Source organism: Cytobacillus firmus (assembly GCF_023657595.1).
Classification (GTDB): domain Bacteria; phylum Bacillota; class Bacilli; order Bacillales; family Cytobacillaceae; genus Cytobacillus; species Cytobacillus firmus_B.
Genome location: NZ_CP098323.1, coordinates 3,917,050 through 3,936,429, shown reverse-complemented (window position 1 = coordinate 3,936,429; position 19,380 = coordinate 3,917,050). Strand labels below are relative to the sequence as shown.

Sequence of the window (19,380 nt, the reverse complement as noted above, 5' to 3'; positions counted from 1 at the left end):
TATTATAATAAAGATATGTGGCAAATAGGGGTTGATAGGCAGGAGGGATACCTGCTTTTTTTAAAAATCGCTGACAATCAATCAGCTGAAGTTCAAACAGGGGTAATTCATTCACTCGGAGGATCGTATGGATAAGAAAATTCTAGTTGTAGATGACGAACAATCTATCGTAACTTTACTTCAATACAACCTGCAGCAGGCAGGCTATGAAGTAATTACAGCCATGGATGGCCAGGAGGGCAAAGATCTGGCCATTTCTGAAAAGCCGGATCTTATTGTACTTGATCTTATGCTGCCAAAGCTTGATGGCATAGAAGTATGCAAACAGCTTAGACAGCAGAAAATAGCGACGCCTATTTTAATGCTGACGGCCAAGGATGATGAATTTGATAAGGTTCTTGGTCTTGAACTGGGTGCAGATGATTACATGACAAAACCTTTCAGCCCACGGGAAGTGGTTGCCAGAGTTAAAGCTATCTTACGGAGAACACAATTTGTGCCTGAGGCTGCCGAGGAGAAATCAGAAGATGGAGATTCTTTTAAAATTGGCGGCCTTAAGATCTTTCCACAGCATTATGAAGCCTATTTTGAAGAAGAACTTCTTGAATTAACTCCGAAGGAATTTGAATTGTTATTATATCTTGCCAAGAATAAGAGCCGTGTCCTTACAAGGGATCAGCTGCTTAGTGCAGTCTGGAATTATGATTTTGCAGGAGACACGAGAATCGTTGATGTACATATTAGCCATTTAAGAGAGAAAATTGAAGCAAACACCAAAAAACCTGTATATATTAAGACCATTCGCGGACTGGGCTACAAATTGGAGGAGCCTAAAGGAGAATGACAACCTTTCGCACCCGCCTGCTTTTCGCATTGCTTTCTTTAATTCTGGTTGTTTTAGTTGCATTAGGCCTACTTTTAGGCCAGCTTTTTAAAAGCTATTATTTAAATACATTTGATGCACGTCTGCAAAAAGAGACTGAAATGGCGGCGAGCTATATTGAGGGCAATGGAGGCATTGGATCCATTACTATTGAGAGAATCAATGAGCTGGGTGACATACTTGATGTGCGTGTAACTGCTACTGATAACAAGGGCAGAATATTAATGGATAGCAGCGTGAAAAGTGAGACATCACAAAGCAGGCACCAGGAAATCATAGTAGAAGTATTAAAAAAGAAATCTGTATATGAATCAGGATGGGAAGTGGCCGGAGGGTTTAATCTGCACTATTATTGGCAGCCTGTCATGATAAATGGCGAGAAGGAAGGCTATATTTTCTTGAGCACGAAGCTTGCTGAATTCCAAAAGGCCTATCAGCAGATTTGGTGGATTTTAGCTGTCAGTCTTGGTTTGTCTTTATTTCTGATTATTCTGCTCGGGTCAAGAATTACGGCCCGATATACAAAGCCTATTGAGTCAGCAACACAGGTTGCGATTGAACTTACTAAGGGAAACTATCGGGCAAGAACATATGAAGATCAGGAAGATGAAACTGGTATGCTGAGTAAGTCTATCAATGTACTGGCGAGGAATCTTCAGGAAATGGTGAAATCCCAGGAAATGCAGCAGGACAGACTGGGTGCTCTTATTGAAAACATGGGAAGCGGTTTAATTCTTATTGACAGCAGAGGCTATATTAATTTAGTGAACCGGCCATATAAAGAGGTTTTCAATGTAAACCCTTCCGAATACCTTTACAAGCTCTATTATGAAGTGATAGAACACAAAGGTATTACCGAAGTGGTTGAAGAAATTTTTATGACCGAGCAGAAAGTAAAAAAGCAGCTCATTATTCCCGTCAATATCGAAAGACGTTATTTTGAAGTATATGGAGTTCCGATTATCGGGACGAATGATGAATGGAAAGGGATACTGCTTGTTTTTCATGATATTACAGAACTGAAGAAGCTTGAGCAGATGAGGAAGGATTTTGTAGCGAATGTTTCTCATGAATTGAAAACACCTATTACCTCTATAAAGGGCTTCTCTGAAACTCTCTTGGATGGTGCAATGGAAAACAAACAGACTCTTAATGATTTCCTCAATATCATTTTGAAGGAAAGTGATCGTCTGCAATCTCTTATTCAGGAATTACTGGATCTGTCGAAAATCGAAAAGCAAGGCTTTAGCTTGTCCATTCAGCAGCTGGATCTGGCTGATGTGCTCGAAGATGTAGTAGCCATCATGAAAGGGAAAGCAGCGGAAAAGGAAATCGTTTTGGAATATAAGAGAGAGGATAAACCTGTATATATTGAAGGTGATGTTCACCGGCTTAAGCAGGTGTTTATAAATATCATATCAAATGCAATTTCTTATACGCCAAATCAGGGGGTCGTCTATATTTCGTCTGCAGATTCAGACAGCACAGTTCTAACCGAAATAAGGGATACAGGGATTGGAATTGAAGCCGGAGAAATTCCGCGTATCTTTGAACGTTTTTATCGGGTTGATAAAGCCAGAAGCAGGAACTCCGGCGGAACAGGGCTGGGGCTTGCAATCGTAAAGCATCTCGTTGAAGCACATAAGGGAACTATCTCGGTAAAAAGCGAGGTCGGCAAAGGCACCGCCTTTATTATTGAACTTCCGAAAAAAATATAGAAAAAGATGGATGAAGCGGCAGAATTAACTTTACATTATTTTTACAGGAGATTTATGTTCTCTTTACATTCCGCTGATAAAATCATAATTGTTAAACCCCTTCATCCAAGGAGCCATAGAAAAAGGTGAAAGCTGACCCCGCTTTCGCCTTTTTCACTTTCATCGACTTTCCTTCTTTCCTTAACTTTTGTCATATTTATGAAACCTTTACGTAAATAAATCGTATGAAAAGGTATAGAAAGTGCCAGGAAGGGGAGAAAGAAATGATCAGCTTAAAGCGGATTTATACAATCGCAGGCCTAATTATCGCAATTGTTATTTTAAGTATAGTTGCCTTTACAACATGGTATACCGTGGATGAATCGGATCAGGCAGTCATTTTAACATTTGGAAAGGTTGAGGAAGGTATTACGGAGCCGGGACTTCACTTTAAATTGCCGTGGCCTGTCCAAAGCGTGGAGAAGCTTTCGAAGGAAACATTTTCGCTGCAGTTTGGATATGAAGAAAAAGGTGGGGAAATAAAGGACTTTCCCGATGAGACAAAGATGATAACCGGGGATGAAAATATCGTTCTTGCAGATCTGGTTGTACAGTGGAAAATTACTGATCCGGAAAAATACCTATATAATGCTGAAGAGCCGGAAGAAATTCTATATGATGCTACTTCCTCATCCTTAAGAAGTATTATTGGAGGATCGAAGATAGATGACGCGCTGACCTCAGGTAAAGCAGATATCGAAGCGGATGTCAGAGAGCTACTAACCTCTTTAATTGGCAAATATGATATTGGCATATCAATTCTTGCAGTAAAACTCCAGGATGTCGAGCTGCCGAATGATGATGTAAGAAAAGCTTTTACGGATGTAACCGATGCGAGGGAAACCGCAAATACTAAAAAAAATGAAGCAGATAAATATAAGAATCAGAGAATGAATGAAGCAGAAGGTGAGAAGAAAGCCCTTATCTCTAAAGCGAATGGGGAAAAGGCAGCCCGTCTCGAAAGAGCACGTGGAGATGTAGCAGTCTTTAATAAATTGTATGGGGAATATAAAAATAATCCTGATATAACAAGAGAGCGTCTTGTCATTGAAACGCTTGAGCAAGTTCTTCCAGGTGCAGAGATTTACATTATGAATGACGATGGAAACACTATGAAGTATTTCCCGATCAGGCCTCTGGAGAAAGAACAGTCCAAACCGAAAGAGGAGGGGGGCACGGATAATGAGTGATCAAAATATTGTGAATATCAATGAACGGGGCGGAAATTTCAAGTGGAGAAGCTATACCAAACTAGGAATCATCCTGGTGCTCATCATTGCAGGCCTAGGGATATTGTTCAGCAACCTGTTTATTGTAAAGGAAGGGGAATACAAGGTTATCCGTCAATTTGGAGAGGTGGTCAGGATTGAGAGTGAACCTGGATTAGCTTATAAAATACCATTCATCCAAAGTGTCTCTACGCTCCCAAGATATCAAATGACTTATGACGTGTCTGAAGCTGAAATCAATACTAAGGACAAAAAAGTTATGATTATCGATAACTATGCAGTCTGGAAGATTGATGATCCCAAGAAAATGATCTCAAACGCCAGAACATTGGAGGGAGCGGAGGCCAGAATGGAAGAATTCATTTACTCCGTGACCCGCTCCGAACTGGGTCGGCTGAATTATGAAGAAATCATCAATGATGAAAAATCTTCACGAGGATCATTGAATGATCAAATCACCACAAAAGTGAATGAGCTGCTTGCAAATGATAATTATGGAATCACAGTAACAGATGTTCGCATTAAACGGACTGATCTACCGGCTGAAAATGAACAGTCTGTGTATACCAGGATGATTTCCGAGCGCCAGTCGACAGCCCAGGAATATCTGTCCAGGGGTGATGCTCAGAAGAATGTTATTATTGCTGAAACAGACAGGACCGTCAGGGAAATGCTTGCGAAGGCCCAGGCAGATGCTGAAGTCATTCGGGCAGAAGGGGAAGCGGGAGCCGCGAAGGTCTACAATGAAGCCTTCTCAAAAGATCCTGAATTCTATTCCTTATTCCGCACACTTGAATCCTATAAAAAGACTATCAATGGCGAGACTGTAATTGTTCTGCCTTCTGATTCGCCATATGCCCGTCTGCTGATGGGGAATACTAATTAGATAGCATTTAAATGGAAAGCCGTTATTTTTCTTTCTCTATCTGCTCATGATAGAATAAAGGAAAAATAACGGCTTTTTTATTGTGGGCAAGGTCACTTGTGCTTTTCAAGTTAGACAACTGTCTAGCTGCAGCGCCTGCCCCCTCGAGGTGTCGGGGGTGGACAAGGCGCTTCCGCTTTTCAAGTTAGATAACTGTCTAGCTGCAGCGCCTACCCCCTCGAGGCGTCGGGGGTGGACAAGGCGCTTCCGCTTTTCTTAATAAGGAGGAGATATTAGTTGGATAAAAAAAAGCTTGTTCTGATAGACGGCAACAGCATTGCTTATCGGGCATTTTTTGCTTTGCCGCTCTTAAACAATGATAAAGGAATACATACCAATGCTGTCTACGGATTTACCATGATGCTGCAGAGGATTCTGGAGGATGAAAAACCGACGCATCTCCTTGTGGCGTTCGATGCCGGAAAAACAACATTTCGCCATAAAACCTTTAGCGAGTATAAAGGCGGCCGGCAGAAAACTCCACCTGAGCTATCAGAGCAGTTTCCTTATATAAGAGAGCTTCTTGATGCTTATGGAATCTCCAGATATGAACTGGAAAATTATGAAGCGGATGATATCATTGGAACACTATCCCTCCATGCCGAAAAAGATGGATATGAAGTTAAAGTTATATCAGGGGATAAGGATTTAACACAGTTAAGTTCCGATTCTGTCACAGTCAGCATCACCCGCAAAGGAATTACAGATATTGAAGAATACACGCCAGCTCATATAGAAGAGAAATACGGAATAACGCCTGACAGGATTATTGATATGAAAGGCCTGATGGGGGATAGTTCAGATAATATTCCGGGTGTGCCGGGAGTGGGCGAAAAAACAGCCCTTAAATTGCTGAAAGAGTTTGGAACCCTTGAAGAGCTCTTGAAATCTGTTGATGAGGTGAGCGGAAAAAAACTGAAAGAAAAGCTGGAAGAATTCAGGGAGCAAGCTTTAATGAGCAAAGAACTTGCTACTATCTCGAGGGAAGCTCCCGTTGAAATCAAAATTGAAGACATTGAATATGAAGGTTTTGAAAAAGAAAAAGTTATAAGCATCTTTAAAGAACTTGGCTTTAACTCGCTGCTGGAAAAAATCGGCGGGGACACTGAAGCAATCGAAGAGAATCTGGATGAAATTGAATTTATCATAGCAGACGAAATTAAAGAAGATATGTTTTCTGATGAAAATGCATTTTATGTTGAGCTTCTAGAGGATAATTACCATTATGCAGACATCATTGGTTTTTCCGTTGCAAATGATAAAGGGAATTTCTACTTCTCCAAAGATAAGGCTTTAGAATCAGATGTTTTTAAAAGATGGGCTGAAGATGAAACGAAAAAGAAGACAGTGTATGATGCAAAAAGATCTGAAGTGTCACTCCGGCATCATGGGATTCATCTAAAGGGAGCAGACTTTGATCTCTATATTGCTTCATATATTATTAACCCATCTCAGAGTATTGAGGATATAGCATCTATAGCAAAAAATCATGGCTATCATGCGATTCAATCTGATGAAGCTTTCTATGGCAAAGGAGCAAAAAGGCGGATTCCGGAAGAAAAAGAACTTGGCGGACATTTAGCAAGAAAAGCAGCAGCTTTGATGACATTGAGGGAAAAGCTTGATAGTGATTTAAAGGAAAACCAGCAATCTGAGCTGTTTTATGACCTGGAAATGCCACTTTCTTTAATATTAGCAGATATGGAGTCAACTGGGGTTAAAGTGGATTTAGGACGCTTGAGGACAATGGGACAAGACCTGCTCTCCAAATTGGATGAAATTGAAAAGCGGATACATGAGCTTGCCGGGGAAGCTTTTAATATCAATTCTCCTAAACAGCTCGGTGTAATTCTTTTTGAAAAATTAGGGCTGCCAGTCATTAAAAAAACGAAGACAGGCTATTCCACTTCGGCGGATGTACTTGAAAAACTTGAGAACGACCATGAAATAATCCGGGACATCCTGCACTACCGCCAGCTTGGCAAGCTTCAGTCCACTTATATTGAAGGCCTGCTGAAGGTAGTTAACAATGAAACAGGTAAAGTCCACACCAGGTTTAATCAGGCACTTACCCAGACAGGAAGATTAAGCTCAACTGATCCAAATCTGCAAAATATTCCAATCCGGCTGGAAGAAGGGCGAAAAATCAGGCAGGCATTTGTTCCTTCAGAACCGGGATGGGCTATCTTTGCTGCAGACTATTCGCAGATTGAACTGAGAGTACTGGCTCATATTGCAGATGATGAAAAGCTGATTGAAGCCTTTAATGAAGATATGGATATCCATACCAAAACGGCAATGGAAGTATTCCATGTAAAAGCCGATGAAGTTACGTCCAATATGCGGCGCCATGCAAAGGCCGTTAACTTCGGAATAGTCTACGGAATCAGTGATTATGGCCTTTCCCAGAGCCTCGGAATCACACGGAAAGAAGCCGGAAAATTTATTGACCGGTATCTTGAGAGCTATCCTGGTGTTAAGCAGTACATGGATGATATTATCCATGAAGCAAAACAGAAAGGTTTTGTCTCGACGCTTCTTCACAGAAGAAGATATCTGCCAGAAATCACTAGCCGAAACTTCAACCTGCGAAGTTTTGCAGAGCGGACAGCTATGAACACTCCAATTCAGGGAAGTGCAGCAGATATTATTAAAAAAGCCATGATTGACATGGCTGACCGCTTAAGAAAAGAAGAACTCAAAGCACGGCTTCTGCTGTCAGTTCACGATGAACTAATCTTTGAAGCACCTGAGGATGAAATAGAGAAACTCAAAAAAATCGTGCCGGACGTAATGGAAAATACAGTAGAATTGAAAGTTCCGCTCAAAGTGGATTATTCCTATGGCCCAACATGGTTTGATGCGAAATAATAGTACATTGTATTTTTGAATGCAGAAAATTCATGACTAAGGAGGAATAACCATGCCGGAACTTCCTGAAGTTGAAACGGTCAGAAGAACATTGCAGCAATTGGTGATCGGCAAAACCATTTCACATGTTTCGGTTTTCTGGCCTAAGATGGTTAAGCATCCCGAAGAGCTTGCTCAATTCAAGGATGCTTTAGCAGGCCAAACCTTTCAGGACATTGGCAGGAGAGGGAAATTCCTAATCCTCTACACCTTTGACTATGCACTTGTGTCCCACCTGAGAATGGAGGGCAGATACGGCCTTTACTCCAAAGAAGAACCTGCTGAAAAACACACTCATGTCATTTTCCATTTTACAGATGGCACTGAACTCAGATACAAAGATGTTCGTAAATTTGGAACGATGCACCTATATGCAAAGGGTGAAGAACTTAAGGCACTTCCTCTGGCACATTTGGGACCGGAACCATTTGCAGAAGAATTTACGGTGGACGACCTTGCTGCCCGGCTTGCCCGGACCTCCCGCCATGTCAAAACAGCGCTTCTAGATCAGAAAACGATCGTAGGGCTTGGCAATATATATGTGGATGAAGCTTTATTCCGTTCTCGAATTCATCCTGAAAGAGCGGCAAATAGCTTAACAAGAACCGAATTGGAGACACTTCACAAAGAAATTGGAGATACCCTGAGAGAAGCGGTAGATAAAGGAGGAAGCACCATTCGCTCCTATGTTAATTCCCAGGGACAAATTGGCATGTTCCAGCTTGAGCTTTTTGTTTATGGGAGAAAAGGGGAAGGTTGCAAAGTGTGCGGAAGCACACTTGAGCGGATCGTAACCGGGGGCAGGGGTACAGTATTCTGTCCGGCTTGCCAGAGAAAATAATAATCCGGAATAGAGCTAAATTGCGTTTCGAATAACATTGGATGGGCTTCTTCCATATACTATCGTAGCGATTGACAGGGAGGAGCTCTATTCTATGGCGCATATATTCTCACTTTTGATACTTGCTTTTGCTGTCAGTCTTGACAGTTTCAGTGTCGGTTTAACCTATGGTTTAAGGAAAATGAGCATACCATTTAAATCGATCAGTATAATCGCTTGCTGTTCAGCTCTCACATTAATGGCCGCCATGACAATCGGCCATTTAATAGAAGCCTTTTTGTCCCCGGCTTTAGCTGAAAGTTTAGGAGGAGTCATTCTGATTTTTCTCGGTGCCTGGGTTCTATATCAATTTTTCAGGCCGGAAAAGGTGAAGGATGTCCTCCCGCATGAAAAGACAATTGTAAATCTGGAAATCAAATCTCTTGGGCTTGTCATTAATATTCTGAAAAAGCCCATGTCCGCCGATTTTGACAAATCCGGTGCCATCACAGGAATTGAAGCACTAATGCTTGGGCTCGCCCTATCACTTGATGCTTTCGGAGCGGGGATCGGTGCAGCTATGCTGGGGTACTCACCTTACTACCTGGCAATGACGGTCGCCGTTATGAGCTCTCTGTTTGTGTTTATGGGAATGCAGGTGGGGGCTGTTTTCTCAAAAAGCGGATGGGTCCATAAGTTCTCATTCATTCCAGGCATTATTTTGATCGTAATTGGGATTCTGAAAATCTAGCATTTTATTAGAAAGGAATTCACTATGTCACTGACTGTAGGTTTGACAGGCGGGATTGCAAGCGGGAAAAGCACCGTTTCATCTCTCCTAATTAAAAAAGGGTACACTGTAATAGACGCGGATATAGAAGCGAGGTTAGCTGTTGAAAAAGGTGAGGAAGCTTATCAGGAAATTCTCCGTCATTTTGGGGAAAGAGTTCTTCTCAAGGACGGTTCAATTGATCGTGCAGAACTGGGCTCCATTATATTTCATAATGAAACAGAGCGGAAAGCCTTAAATAGCATTGTACATCCTGCCGTCCGCAAAAGAATGACAGCCAAGAAGGAACAAGCTATCAGCCGTAAGGAACAGCTGATTATTCTTGATATCCCGCTTTTATTTGAAAGTAAATTACAATACATGTGCGACAAAACCTTATTAGTATATGCAGATGAAGATATACAGCTGCAAAGGCTGATGCAAAGAAATCAGCTATCCGAAAAAGAAGCGATGGCAAGAATTCAATCCCAGATGCCTTTAAAAGATAAGAAGGCATTGGCCGATGCTGTAATTGATAATAATGGCACAATTGAAGAAACAGAAAAACAATTGTGGGGTATTTTTAAAAAATGGAATGCTGTCTGAGGAGCCTTTGATAGGCTCTTTTTTGATGTGCTTAAAGCCTAATTAGTATGACAAAAATAATCAGCCATGCGACTGTAAGATAGACCATTACCATATAAAAAGCAGAAAGTGCATGGGCTGATATTTCTGAATTGTTGAACATTAAAAAATCCGCATTTTATTCATCACAAATGATCTTCAATATGTTATACTAATTACATCTTAGGGTAATAAAAAGTATAACACTAATGCGGAAGGGGCCGTAACATGAAGGCGAAAATAGCGATTAATGGTTTTGGAAGAATTGGACGTATGGTTTTTAGAAAAGCCATCCTTGATGAAAATCTTGAAGTGGCTGCCATAAATGCAAGCTATCCGGCTGAAACTTTGGCACACTTAATTAAATATGATACCAACCATGGACCATTCGAGGGAAGCGTTGTTCCGGAAGACAATGCTATTGTTGTGAACGGTAAAAGGGTTCAGCTTGTCAGCAGCCGGAATCCTGAAGAACTTCCCTGGAAAGAAATGAATATCGATATCGTTATTGAAGCTACAGGAAAGTTTAATTCCCGTGATAAAGCGGCTCTTCATCTTGATGCCGGAGCTAAAAAGGTCATACTTACTGCTCCTGGAAAAAATGAAGATGTGACTATTGTTATGGGCGTAAATGAAAGCGCATTAAAAATCGAAGAACATGATATTATTTCAAATGCATCCTGTACAACAAACTGCCTTGCACCTGTTGCAAAAGTCCTTGATGAACAATTTGGCATTGAAAACGGACTTATGACAACAGTTCATGCATATACAAACGATCAAAAGAATATTGATAACCCGCATAAGGATTTACGCCGTGCACGTGCCTGCGGACAGTCGATCATCCCGACTTCCACTGGTGCTGCCAAAGCTTTGTCACTGGTATTGCCTCATTTAAAGGGCAAATTGCATGGTATGGCACTGCGTGTGCCGACTCCTAACGTTTCCTTAGTGGATCTCGTGGTAGACTTAAAGCGGGACGTTACAATTGAAGAAGTGAATGCGGCATTTGCTACAGCTTCACAAGGATCGCTGCATGGTATCCTGGATATTACTGACGAACCGTTAGTGTCAATCGATTTCAACACAAATGAACACTCTGCCATCATTGATGGATTATCTACAATGGTAATCGGCACCAGCAAAGTGAAAGTGCTTGCCTGGTACGATAATGAGTGGGGCTATTCTTGCCGTGTCGTAGACTTGACAAAATATGTTGCACAGGAACTTTTTCAGGCATCTGCCGTAAAAGTTGGATAATTGCCAATCTCTTTTAATATAAAACTACCCATACCCTTAAAGCCTGCCATTCCCCGGCAGGCTCCTTTTATTGGACAAAACTAAATCCTGAGAAGGAAAATTCTTCAGAAATTTTGCCAAAAAAAATGTAAAACAATGTGTTGCAAAAAGAAATTAAACAAAGTATACTAATCCTCGTGAACTTCTTCGAGGTTTTGGTATGGTAGCTACTTAAAGGGTTAGGACCTCTCTGGACTAACTTTCCCCCGTGGTAGTTATAGACCAGTATAAATCTGGAATTTCATTAATTAATAGCTTAAAAGTTTAAAGGGGGAAATTTGAATATGGAAACTATGGGTCGTCACGTAATCTCAGAACTTTGGGGATGCGATTTTGAAAAGTTAAATGATATGGATTTTATTGAGCAGACATTCGTAAATGCTGCATTAAAATCTGGTGCTGAAATTCGCGAGGTTGCATTTCATAAATTTGCGCCACAGGGTGTAAGCGGAGTGGTGATCATCTCTGAATCTCATTTAACTATTCACAGCTTCCCGGAGCATGGCTATGCCAGCATTGATGTGTATACGTGTGGAGATCTTGACCCTAACATTGCTGCAGACTTTATTGCAGAAGCGTTAGGAGCTCAAACGCGTGAGAATATCGAAATTCCTCGCGGTATGGGTCCAGTTCAAGTTAAACAAGCTCAAGTACTTTAATACAGAATGACTCTTAGGCAATCCAGAGGTGTATCTAATACACCTCTTTTTATTTTGCCTAAAATCCATTGCCTTTAGTATCTCTATAAAAAATAGTACAATAAGGATACAAAAAATATATGGAGGAAAGAGAATGTCAATTTTTAGGCAGCTTGCCAGCCGCTATAAAAAGCAGTGTGAAACAAACGAAAATCACTCTGACCCTGAGCTTACTACAAGATACTATAGAACCAATACAGCACAAATGCTTCAGACGATTGAAGAGTTATTCAGAGCAGATCATAATGTAAACATTCTCAGCATTTCCAAAGAACACGGCGAGATTGCAGCAGAACTTAAAAAAGACAAATCCTGTTTTGCCATTGTGACAGTCGTGACTGTCAAGCCTTTTGAAACAGCTGTAGATATCAATATTTCAACTGAGCAGTCCTCACCGGCAGGTGTGCATCCATTTCTTAAAAGAGAAGTACTTTCGATATATGAAAAGTTAAATAAACGGCATGATTTTCTCGGTTCTGCAAGAAACGCAGATAAATAGTTGTACTTGTACTGTCAACTCCTTTTTTATAAGATAAGAGTATCAAATAATATTCGGTAATTAGTCTAAAGCCAACTTATAAAAAAATTCGGAGCTGATTGAATGAGATGCCCTTCATGCCAAAACAATAATACCCGTGTACTCGATTCCCGTCCTGTGGATGACAGCCGATCCATCCGCCGCAGAAGGGAATGCGAGAAATGCGGATACCGGTTTACGACTTTTGAGAAAGTGGAAGAAATTCCGTTAATCGTTGTGAAAAAAGAAGGTACGAGAGAGGAATTCAGCCGGGAAAAAATTCTGAGAGGCCTTATTAAAGCATGTGAAAAGAGGCCGGTAGCCCTTAAAGATCTGGAGGACATTACTTTTGAAGTGGAGAAAGAACTCCGCAGCAATGGTGTCTCTGAAATAAAAAGCGATGAAATTGGCGAAATGGTCATGGACAGGCTCGCAAATGTGGACGAGGTCGCATATGTCCGTTTCGCATCAGTATACAGGCAATTTAAAGATATCAATGTGTTTATTGATGAACTCAAGGAACTAATTAAAAAAGAACAATCATAATCAGGTCAGTTTTGCCGCTGCCGCTGATTTTTGATGAATTAGGCTGAGGGGCTGAAGGTTTTTCTTTGGCTCTTTTTTTTGCTGGATATGCTTTTGATGAACAGCCTAATAAAAAATTTAAATAGAAAAAGGTGAACACCATGGCCCAGCATTGGCAGGAGATGCTCCCCATTGATCGATATACAGTAGCAGCCAGCGGGCTTTTGCATGATTATGACCGGAAAGTGCTGACACTGTTATACCAGCCGCTCATTGGCTCTGTGTGCTTCAGTTTGTATATGACTTTATGGGCAGAGCTTGAAGAAAACCGGCTATGGTCATCTTCAAATTCACACCATAGTTTAATGAATTTCATGGGGATGGGGCTTAAGGATATTTATGAAGCCCGACTCAAGCTTGAAGGAATAGGACTTTTAAAGGTATATGTTAACAAGGATGAAGAGACAAGGTCATTCATTTACGAACTTCTTCCACCGCTGACACCTGAACAATTTTTCCTTGACGGTATGCTCAATATCTATCTTTATAAGAAGTTGGGGAAGAATCAATTTATGAGGCTGAAGCGCTTCTTCACAGATCAGAAGGTGCAGCCGGCAAGAGGGTATAAGGAAGTAACGAAGGCTTTCCAGGATGTATTTCAATCCGGGCACCCTGGTTCGTTTGACGATGAAGTGATACAGCTGATGAATGAAACAGATGAGGCGGGGTATATTGGAAGGCGGGAGCAGGAAGGCATTCAAATCGGCAGTGAAGATTTTAATTTTGAATTGCTTCAGGCAGGGCTGAATGAATCGCTTGTACCAAAAAAAGCCCTTACAGTTAAAGTAAAAGAATCCATCAGCAATCTTGCTTTTTTATATGGAATCGACCCTATCCAGATGAAAAATATTGTCATTAGCGCCGTGAATGAAGATAATGAGATAAACATTGATGAATTAAGAAAATCGGCACGTGATTGGTATCAATTCCAAAACCAGGATATGCTGCCATCCCTGATTGACAGGGTTCAGCCTGCCAGCCATCAATCTCAAAAAAAACAGCCTGAAACACAGGAAGAAGAATTGATCCGTTATTTGGAAATTACCTCACCAAGGCAGCTTTTAAAAGATATATCCGGAGGAGCGGAACCTTCGAAAGGCGATCTGCAGATTATAGAAGATGTCATGTTCCAGCAAAAGCTTTTGCCTGGGGTAATTAATGTGCTGATTCAATATGTTATGCTCAAAACAGATATGAAGCTGACCAAAGGGTATGTAGAAAAAATAGCAGGCCACTGGGCAAGAAAGAAGATTAAAACACCCCAGGAAGCTATTGAATTAGCTAAAAAAGAACATCGCCAATACCTTGATTGGGCAGAAGGGAAAAAAACAGCAGGCCCTACGGGGAACAAAAGGAAGCCGATCAGGACAGAGATGCTTCCGGACTGGTTTGATGATAATAGCAGCAAAGCCGCCAAGAAGGAACAGACCGGGCAGCAAAACAGCGAAAAGGAACAGTATGAGCGGGAATTGAAAAAAAGGGAACTTAAAGAAAAATTAAAAAAACTGCGATCACAGGAGGTGACTGATTGATGAAAAAAATTAATGAAACACTAAGACGCCTTGCAGGCAATGAAGGTTTTCAAAAAAGATATGAAATGATGAGGAGCCAAACGCTTAATCACCCTGAAGTGAAGGCTTTTATCCAAACTCATCGGGATGAATTGACATCTGAAATGGTTGAAAAGAGTCTTAGCAAGCTCTTTGAATATACACAGCAGAGCAAGGAGTGCAATAAATGTCCAAGCTTGGAGGGCTGTGTGAATTTTATGCAGGGCTATCATCCGGAACTGGTGATTCAAAGAGGATCAATCGATCTGAAGTATGATAGGTGCCCGCGCAAGATCATGCACGATGAAAAGCGGAGAAATGAAAAATTAATTCAGAGTTTATATGTGCCATCTGATATCCTTCATGCCACTTTTGATTCGATATATGATGATGACGACCGCATTGAGGCTGTGGATAAAGCAGCATCTTTTGTAATGGACTACCAGCCGGGGTCCAAGCAAAAAGGGATCTATTTTTATGGGAAATTTGGTGTAGGCAAATCTTATTTGCTTGGTGCTATTGCCAATAAGCTTGCAAGCCGGAAAGTATCCTCCATGATTGTCTATGTTCCAGAATTATTCAGGGAATTGAAAAATTCAATTGGTGATCAGACCCTGAACAGCAAGATGGAAACCATTAAAAAAGCACCTGTTTTAATGTTTGATGACATTGGTGCAGAAACCATGTCCAGCTGGACAAGGGATGAGATTTTAGGGCCGATTCTGCAGTTTCGCATGCAGGAAAGCCTCCCAACCTTCTTCACTTCCAATTTCGACCTCCAGGGCCTTGAACATCATCTATCCTACAGCCAGCGCGGCGAGGAAGAGAAAATGAAGGCAAGAAGAATCATGGAACGCATTAAATACCTTGCTGAACCGGTGCTTGTAGAAGGACCGAACAGGAGAGTATAATCTGAAAGCTGCCGATAAAAACATCGGCAGCTTTTTTCACAAGCATCAACGGACAAAATTAATAGGCGAAAAATAACAATTTGTTCTAAATACACATACCATGAATACCATCGTTTAATACATTAAAGACCAAACCCCACTTCTAAATTGGCCAAGTCCGCCATATACATAGAACAGAGATTTGTATAAAGGGGGGATTTGGTTGATCGAAATCATTTTCCAGAGCAGCACAGATGCGAGGAATTTCTATGAGCATCTTTTTGAACAGCTGCAGTCTTTTTGTCAATGTGATAATAATATTCTTCATTTTGAAGATCAACATATAGTCAGAGTTTCTGCTGAAAATAGCGGCAATGTCCTGAATACTGTTAAAACAGCATTCTTTCAATTTATCGTGAACCAGAAGCAGGATGATTGGTTTAAACGGATATTGATGGAGCATTATTATTATGATGATGAAGGCGAGCAGCAGCAGATCCTTGAAATTATTCACTCTATCCTGGAAGGAAGCCGTGAGGATCTTGCTGCGTTTGTCAGTGGACTGGATGTAAAAGAAAGCTTAAAAAACGCAATTGATCAGTTGTTTCAAAATAACATTTCCTTTTCTTTTGATTCATTCGTAAAATTCCGGATGCGCCCGCTTATGAATGAAATGACCAAGTATGTGGAAGTCTCCATCGATGAGTACAAAATGGAACAGGAATATCAGATGTTTATTCATACATTGAGAGATTTCCTGTCAGGCAAGCAGCCAAAAATGAATACGATCCATGTCCTTATGGATGAAGGTGTTTATTTTTATGATGATCAATTGTGTGAAATTAAACGCGGAGAGCTCATAAGGATGATTGACCGCAAGCTATTATCCAATCATCCTGTATATGTGGATTCTGTTACAATTGCGCCGCTGCTCTCTATAGCGCCTTCAGCTATTTATCTCTATTCAGATGATTTTGACCAGCCGCTGGTCAGAACAATCCGCAATATTTTTGAAGAAAGGCTTCAATTAAGCCCTCTTGCAGCTTTTTATCATTATCAAAACGTCCATTCTTATGCCGATGATGAAAAATGTAAAAGATACCCTTGATTTTCCTGAAATAACAAACTATAATAACGTACATATTACAATAATCAAGCAAAAGTTGCGATGAGGATACGGGTATTCTAATACGGTTGAAAGAGAGGGAAGGCAAGGCTGAAACCTTCCTAACACGATCTGAATGCTTACCGCCTCTGAACTCCAGCCAGGAAATGGGCTGGCGGGAAAAGACCGTTATCTTACTACAGAGTCGTTTGTCTTCTATGAAAGCGAGAAGTAGGGTGGAACCGCGTGTTAATATTAACTCGTCCCTTTTTTAGGGACGGGTTTTTTTATTTTTCAAGTGTAAAACGCGTTTTAGGAGCAAAATCTGAATCCAGCTCCAGCGCCTAGCCCCTCGAGGTCACAAGTCAATCCTCCAAAAAAGGAAAGAACGCCTTTTTAGGAGGCTCGCCTTGTGCTTGTCGGGGCTGATCGAGGCGCTTGCGCTTTATAAAAAAGGGAGGAAATATCATGTCAGAAGTTGTTAAAGTTTCGTTTCCAGATGGAGCTGTAAAGGAGTTTCCAAAGGGAACGACAACAGAAGATATTGCAGCTTCGATCAGCCCGGGCCTTAAGAAAAAGGCAATTGCCGGCAAGCTGGATGGAGAAATGTATGATCTTCGCCGTCCAATCGAAAAGGATGGAGCTATTGAAATTGTAACACCCGACTCAAGCGATGCGCTGGAGGTTCTTCGCCACAGCACTGCCCATTTGATGGCTCAGGCGATCAAGCGTTTATATAAAAATGTAAAGCTTGGAGTAGGCCCAGTCATTGAAGGCGGATTTTATTATGACATCGACCTGGAAGAATCACTTTCACCAGAAGATCTTCCAGTGATTGAAAAAGAAATGAAAAAGATTATTAATGAAAACCTTGATATTATCCGCAAAGAGGTCAGCCGCAATGAAGCGGTAGAGATGTTCAAGGAAATAGATGACGAATATAAGCTTGAACTGATCGAGGCTATCCCTGAAGAGGAAACAGTGACAATCTATGAGCAGGGCGAATTTTTTGACCTCTGCCGCGGTGTTCATGTTCCTTCTACAGGCAAATTGAAAGAGTTCAAACTATTAAGCATTGCCGGAGCGTATTGGAGAGGCGACAGTGACAATAAGATGCTTCAGCGGATCTATGGAACAGCTTTCTTCAAGAAAGAAGACCTGGCAGAGCATTTGCGTCTCCTTGAGGAAGCAAAAGAGCGTGACCACCGTAAAATCGGCAAAGAGCTTAACCTGTTCATGAATTCGCAAAAAGTAGGCCAGGGCCTGCCAATGTGGCTTCCAAAAGGGGCAACAATCCGCCGCAATATCGAGCGCTATATCGTGGATAAGGAAGAAAGACTGGGCTATGACCATGTCTATACTCCAATCATGGGAAGCGTGGATCTTTATAAAACATCCGGCCACTGGGATCATTACCAGGAAGACATGTTCCCTGTAATGGAGATGGATAACGAACAGCTTGTTCTGCGTCCAATGAACTGCCCGCATCATATGATGATCTACAAGAATGGCATCCACAGCTACCGCGAACTGCCAATCCGTATTGCAGAGCTTGGAACAATGCACCGCTATGAAATGTCAGGAGCCCTATCCGGCCTTCAGCGTGTACGAGGCATGACTTTGAATGATGCACATATCTTTGTAAGACCTGACCAGATCAAGGAAGAGTTTAAGCGCGTAGTACATTTGATCCTCGAAGTATATAAAGACTTCGATATCAGTGACTACTCATTCCGTCTTTCCTACAGAGATCCGCAGGATACTGAGAAGTACTTTGATGACGATGAAATGTGGGAAAAAGCACAAGCAATGCTTAAAGAAGCGATGGATGAAATCGGCCTCAATTATTTTGAGGCAGAAGGCGAAGCTGCTTTCTACGGTCCTAAATTGGATGTACAAGTTAAAACTGCGCTTGGCAAGGATGAGACACTATCCACTGTCCAGCTGGACTTCCTGCTTCCAGAACGATTTGACCTGACATATGTAGGGGAAGATGGAAAGCCTCATCGCCCGGTCGTTATCCACCGCGGAGTAGTTTCCACTATGGAGCGTTTTGTGGCATTCCTGATTGAGGAGTACAAGGGTGCGTTCCCAACTTGGCTTGCCCCAGTTCAAGTCCAGGTCATTCCGGTATCTCCTGATATTCACTTTGATTATGCGAAAAACGTCCAGGAGCAGCTTCAGGCTGAGGGCTTCCGCGTTGAGCTGGATGACCGCAATGAAAAAATCGGATATAAGATCCGTGAAGCGCAAATGCAAAAAACTCCATACATGCTTGTTGTTGGAGACAATGAAGCAGCTGAAAAAGCTGTCAATGTCCGCAAATATGGAGAGCAAAAGTCAGAAACTGTTTCATTTGGGGACTTCATTTCAGCACTAAAAGCTGAAGTTAAACGATAATAATAAAGTGAAACTTCAATCAGTGGGGGTTTTCCTTATCCCCACTGATTGTTAGTCGCGTTCAAGTGTCGCTAAGATCTCCGCTAACGCTTCGATCAATCGACACTACGAACCCGATTGGTTCAACTAAGCCTCTGCCTGTGCATCGGCAAGTTTCACTGTATCTCACCAATCGGGCCTTTACGGGCAGTTTGACCCCCGCTTATCCTCCTTTGATTCCTCTGAGTATTGACGTGGGGGTCTTACTGCCCGTTAGACTGCGATCAAAAAGGGCTGCATGTGCTGCAGCCCTTTTTAATAAGTTTTTCCATAGAACATTTAAGAGCCGGATGAGATAAACGAAAGAGCTGGCATTAAATTCATTTTGAAAAAATATTAAAATCGTATTGCCAAAAGCGATTAATTTTGTTATGCTTTTC

General features: G+C 41.5%; 16 protein-coding genes. All 16 read left to right on the top strand.

From position 1 onward, the window contains the following. Positions 1-127: 127 nt before the first annotated feature. The 16 genes from NAF01_RS19915 to thrS all read left to right on the top strand — a co-directional run bounded on the left by NAF01_RS19915 (position 128) and on the right by thrS (position 18,961). Positions 128-844 carry a response regulator transcription factor gene (locus NAF01_RS19915; protein ID WP_250801011.1) on the top strand — a complete coding sequence of 239 codons (717 nt, stop codon included), beginning with the start codon at positions 128-130 and terminating at the stop codon, positions 842-844. Continuing rightward, a complete protein-coding gene (gene pnpS, locus NAF01_RS19910) occupies positions 841-2,601 on the top strand; it encodes a two-component system histidine kinase PnpS (RefSeq protein WP_226618247.1) in 1,761 nt (586 codons plus the stop codon). Before NAF01_RS19915 ends, pnpS begins: the two co-directional genes overlap by 4 nt. 263 nt (positions 2,602-2,864) lie before the next feature. Then, complete coding sequence (gene hflK, locus NAF01_RS19905) at positions 2,865-3,830, top strand: FtsH protease activity modulator HflK (protein ID WP_197208045.1); 966 nt, start codon at positions 2,865-2,867, stop codon at positions 3,828-3,830. Beyond that, positions 3,823-4,755 carry a protease modulator HflC gene (hflC, locus tag NAF01_RS19900; RefSeq protein ID WP_226618249.1) on the top strand — a complete coding sequence of 311 codons (933 nt, stop codon included), beginning with the start codon at positions 3,823-3,825 and terminating at the stop codon, positions 4,753-4,755. Before hflK ends, hflC begins: the two co-directional genes overlap by 8 nt. Positions 4,756-5,031: 276 nt before the next feature. Continuing rightward, on the top strand, positions 5,032-7,665 hold the full coding sequence (gene polA / locus NAF01_RS19895; RefSeq protein WP_226618250.1) for a DNA polymerase I: 2,634 nt from the start codon (positions 5,032-5,034) through the stop codon (positions 7,663-7,665). Positions 7,666-7,717: 52 nt separating this feature from the next. Continuing rightward, positions 7,718-8,545, top strand: a complete 828-nt coding sequence (gene mutM / locus NAF01_RS19890; protein ID WP_226618251.1) for a DNA-formamidopyrimidine glycosylase — start codon at positions 7,718-7,720, stop codon at positions 8,543-8,545. A gap of 94 nt (positions 8,546-8,639) precedes the next feature. Further along, a complete protein-coding gene (ytaF, locus tag NAF01_RS19885) occupies positions 8,640-9,275 on the top strand; it encodes a sporulation membrane protein YtaF (protein WP_197208048.1) in 636 nt (211 codons plus the stop codon). 24 nt (positions 9,276-9,299) lie between these two features. Continuing rightward, positions 9,300-9,899 (top strand): dephospho-CoA kinase, encoded by a 600-nt coding sequence (gene coaE, locus NAF01_RS19880; RefSeq protein ID WP_048008381.1) that lies wholly within the window; start codon positions 9,300-9,302, stop codon positions 9,897-9,899. 246 nt (positions 9,900-10,145) lie between these two features. Further along, positions 10,146-11,177 (top strand): glyceraldehyde-3-phosphate dehydrogenase, encoded by a 1,032-nt coding sequence (locus tag NAF01_RS19875; RefSeq protein ID WP_048008382.1) that lies wholly within the window; start codon positions 10,146-10,148, stop codon positions 11,175-11,177. A gap of 323 nt (positions 11,178-11,500) precedes the next feature. Then, entirely contained in the window at positions 11,501-11,875 is a 375-nt protein-coding gene (gene speD, locus NAF01_RS19870) for an adenosylmethionine decarboxylase (protein WP_048008383.1), read from the top strand. Between the two features lie 133 nt (positions 11,876-12,008). Continuing rightward, positions 12,009-12,413, top strand: a complete 405-nt coding sequence (locus tag NAF01_RS19865; protein WP_163142239.1) for a hypothetical protein — start codon at positions 12,009-12,011, stop codon at positions 12,411-12,413. 102 nt (positions 12,414-12,515) lie between these two features. Continuing rightward, positions 12,516-12,977, top strand: a complete 462-nt coding sequence (gene nrdR, locus NAF01_RS19860) for a transcriptional regulator NrdR (protein ID WP_048008385.1) — start codon at positions 12,516-12,518, stop codon at positions 12,975-12,977. A 140-nt stretch (positions 12,978-13,117) separates the two neighbouring features. Beyond that, positions 13,118-14,548 (top strand): replication initiation and membrane attachment family protein, encoded by a 1,431-nt coding sequence (locus NAF01_RS19855; RefSeq protein WP_226618252.1) that lies wholly within the window; start codon positions 13,118-13,120, stop codon positions 14,546-14,548. Continuing rightward, a complete protein-coding gene (gene dnaI, locus NAF01_RS19850; protein WP_226618419.1) occupies positions 14,548-15,477 on the top strand; it encodes a primosomal protein DnaI in 930 nt (309 codons plus the stop codon). Before NAF01_RS19855 ends, dnaI begins: the two co-directional genes overlap by 1 nt. 202 nt (positions 15,478-15,679) lie before the next feature. Next, entirely contained in the window at positions 15,680-16,564 is an 885-nt protein-coding gene (ytxC, locus tag NAF01_RS19845; RefSeq protein ID WP_197213168.1) for a putative sporulation protein YtxC, read from the top strand. A gap of 465 nt (positions 16,565-17,029) precedes the next feature. Then, positions 17,030-18,961, top strand: coding sequence for a threonine--tRNA ligase (gene thrS, locus NAF01_RS19840; RefSeq protein WP_226618253.1), 1,932 nt, complete (start codon positions 17,030-17,032; stop codon positions 18,959-18,961). Positions 18,962-19,380 lie beyond the last annotated feature (419 nt).

What these genes read in the sequence shown, in the direction of transcription:
- mutM (WP_226618251.1), top strand. Translation starts at nt 7,718, where the DNA reads ATGCCGGAACTTCCTGAAGTTGAAACGGTCAGAAGAACATTGCAGCAA.
- ytaF (WP_197208048.1), top strand. Translation starts at nt 8,640, where the DNA reads ATGGCGCATATATTCTCACTTTTGATACTTGCTTTTGCTGTCAGTCTT.
- thrS (WP_226618253.1), top strand. Translation starts at nt 17,030, where the DNA reads ATGTCAGAAGTTGTTAAAGTTTCGTTTCCAGATGGAGCTGTAAAGGAG.
- hflC (WP_226618249.1), top strand. Translation starts at nt 3,823, where the DNA reads ATGAGTGATCAAAATATTGTGAATATCAATGAACGGGGCGGAAATTTC.
- NAF01_RS19875 (WP_048008382.1), top strand. Translation starts at nt 10,146, where the DNA reads ATGAAGGCGAAAATAGCGATTAATGGTTTTGGAAGAATTGGACGTATG.
- NAF01_RS19855 (WP_226618252.1), top strand. Translation starts at nt 13,118, where the DNA reads ATGGCCCAGCATTGGCAGGAGATGCTCCCCATTGATCGATATACAGTA.
- NAF01_RS19865 (WP_163142239.1), top strand. Translation starts at nt 12,009, where the DNA reads ATGTCAATTTTTAGGCAGCTTGCCAGCCGCTATAAAAAGCAGTGTGAA.
- NAF01_RS19915 (WP_250801011.1), top strand. Translation starts at nt 128, where the DNA reads ATGGATAAGAAAATTCTAGTTGTAGATGACGAACAATCTATCGTAACT.
- speD (WP_048008383.1), top strand. Translation starts at nt 11,501, where the DNA reads ATGGAAACTATGGGTCGTCACGTAATCTCAGAACTTTGGGGATGCGAT.
- nrdR (WP_048008385.1), top strand. Translation starts at nt 12,516, where the DNA reads ATGAGATGCCCTTCATGCCAAAACAATAATACCCGTGTACTCGATTCC.
- dnaI (WP_226618419.1), top strand. Translation starts at nt 14,548, where the DNA reads ATGAAAAAAATTAATGAAACACTAAGACGCCTTGCAGGCAATGAAGGT.
- coaE (WP_048008381.1), top strand. Translation starts at nt 9,300, where the DNA reads ATGTCACTGACTGTAGGTTTGACAGGCGGGATTGCAAGCGGGAAAAGC.
- pnpS (WP_226618247.1), top strand. Translation starts at nt 841, where the DNA reads ATGACAACCTTTCGCACCCGCCTGCTTTTCGCATTGCTTTCTTTAATT.
- hflK (WP_197208045.1), top strand. Translation starts at nt 2,865, where the DNA reads ATGATCAGCTTAAAGCGGATTTATACAATCGCAGGCCTAATTATCGCA.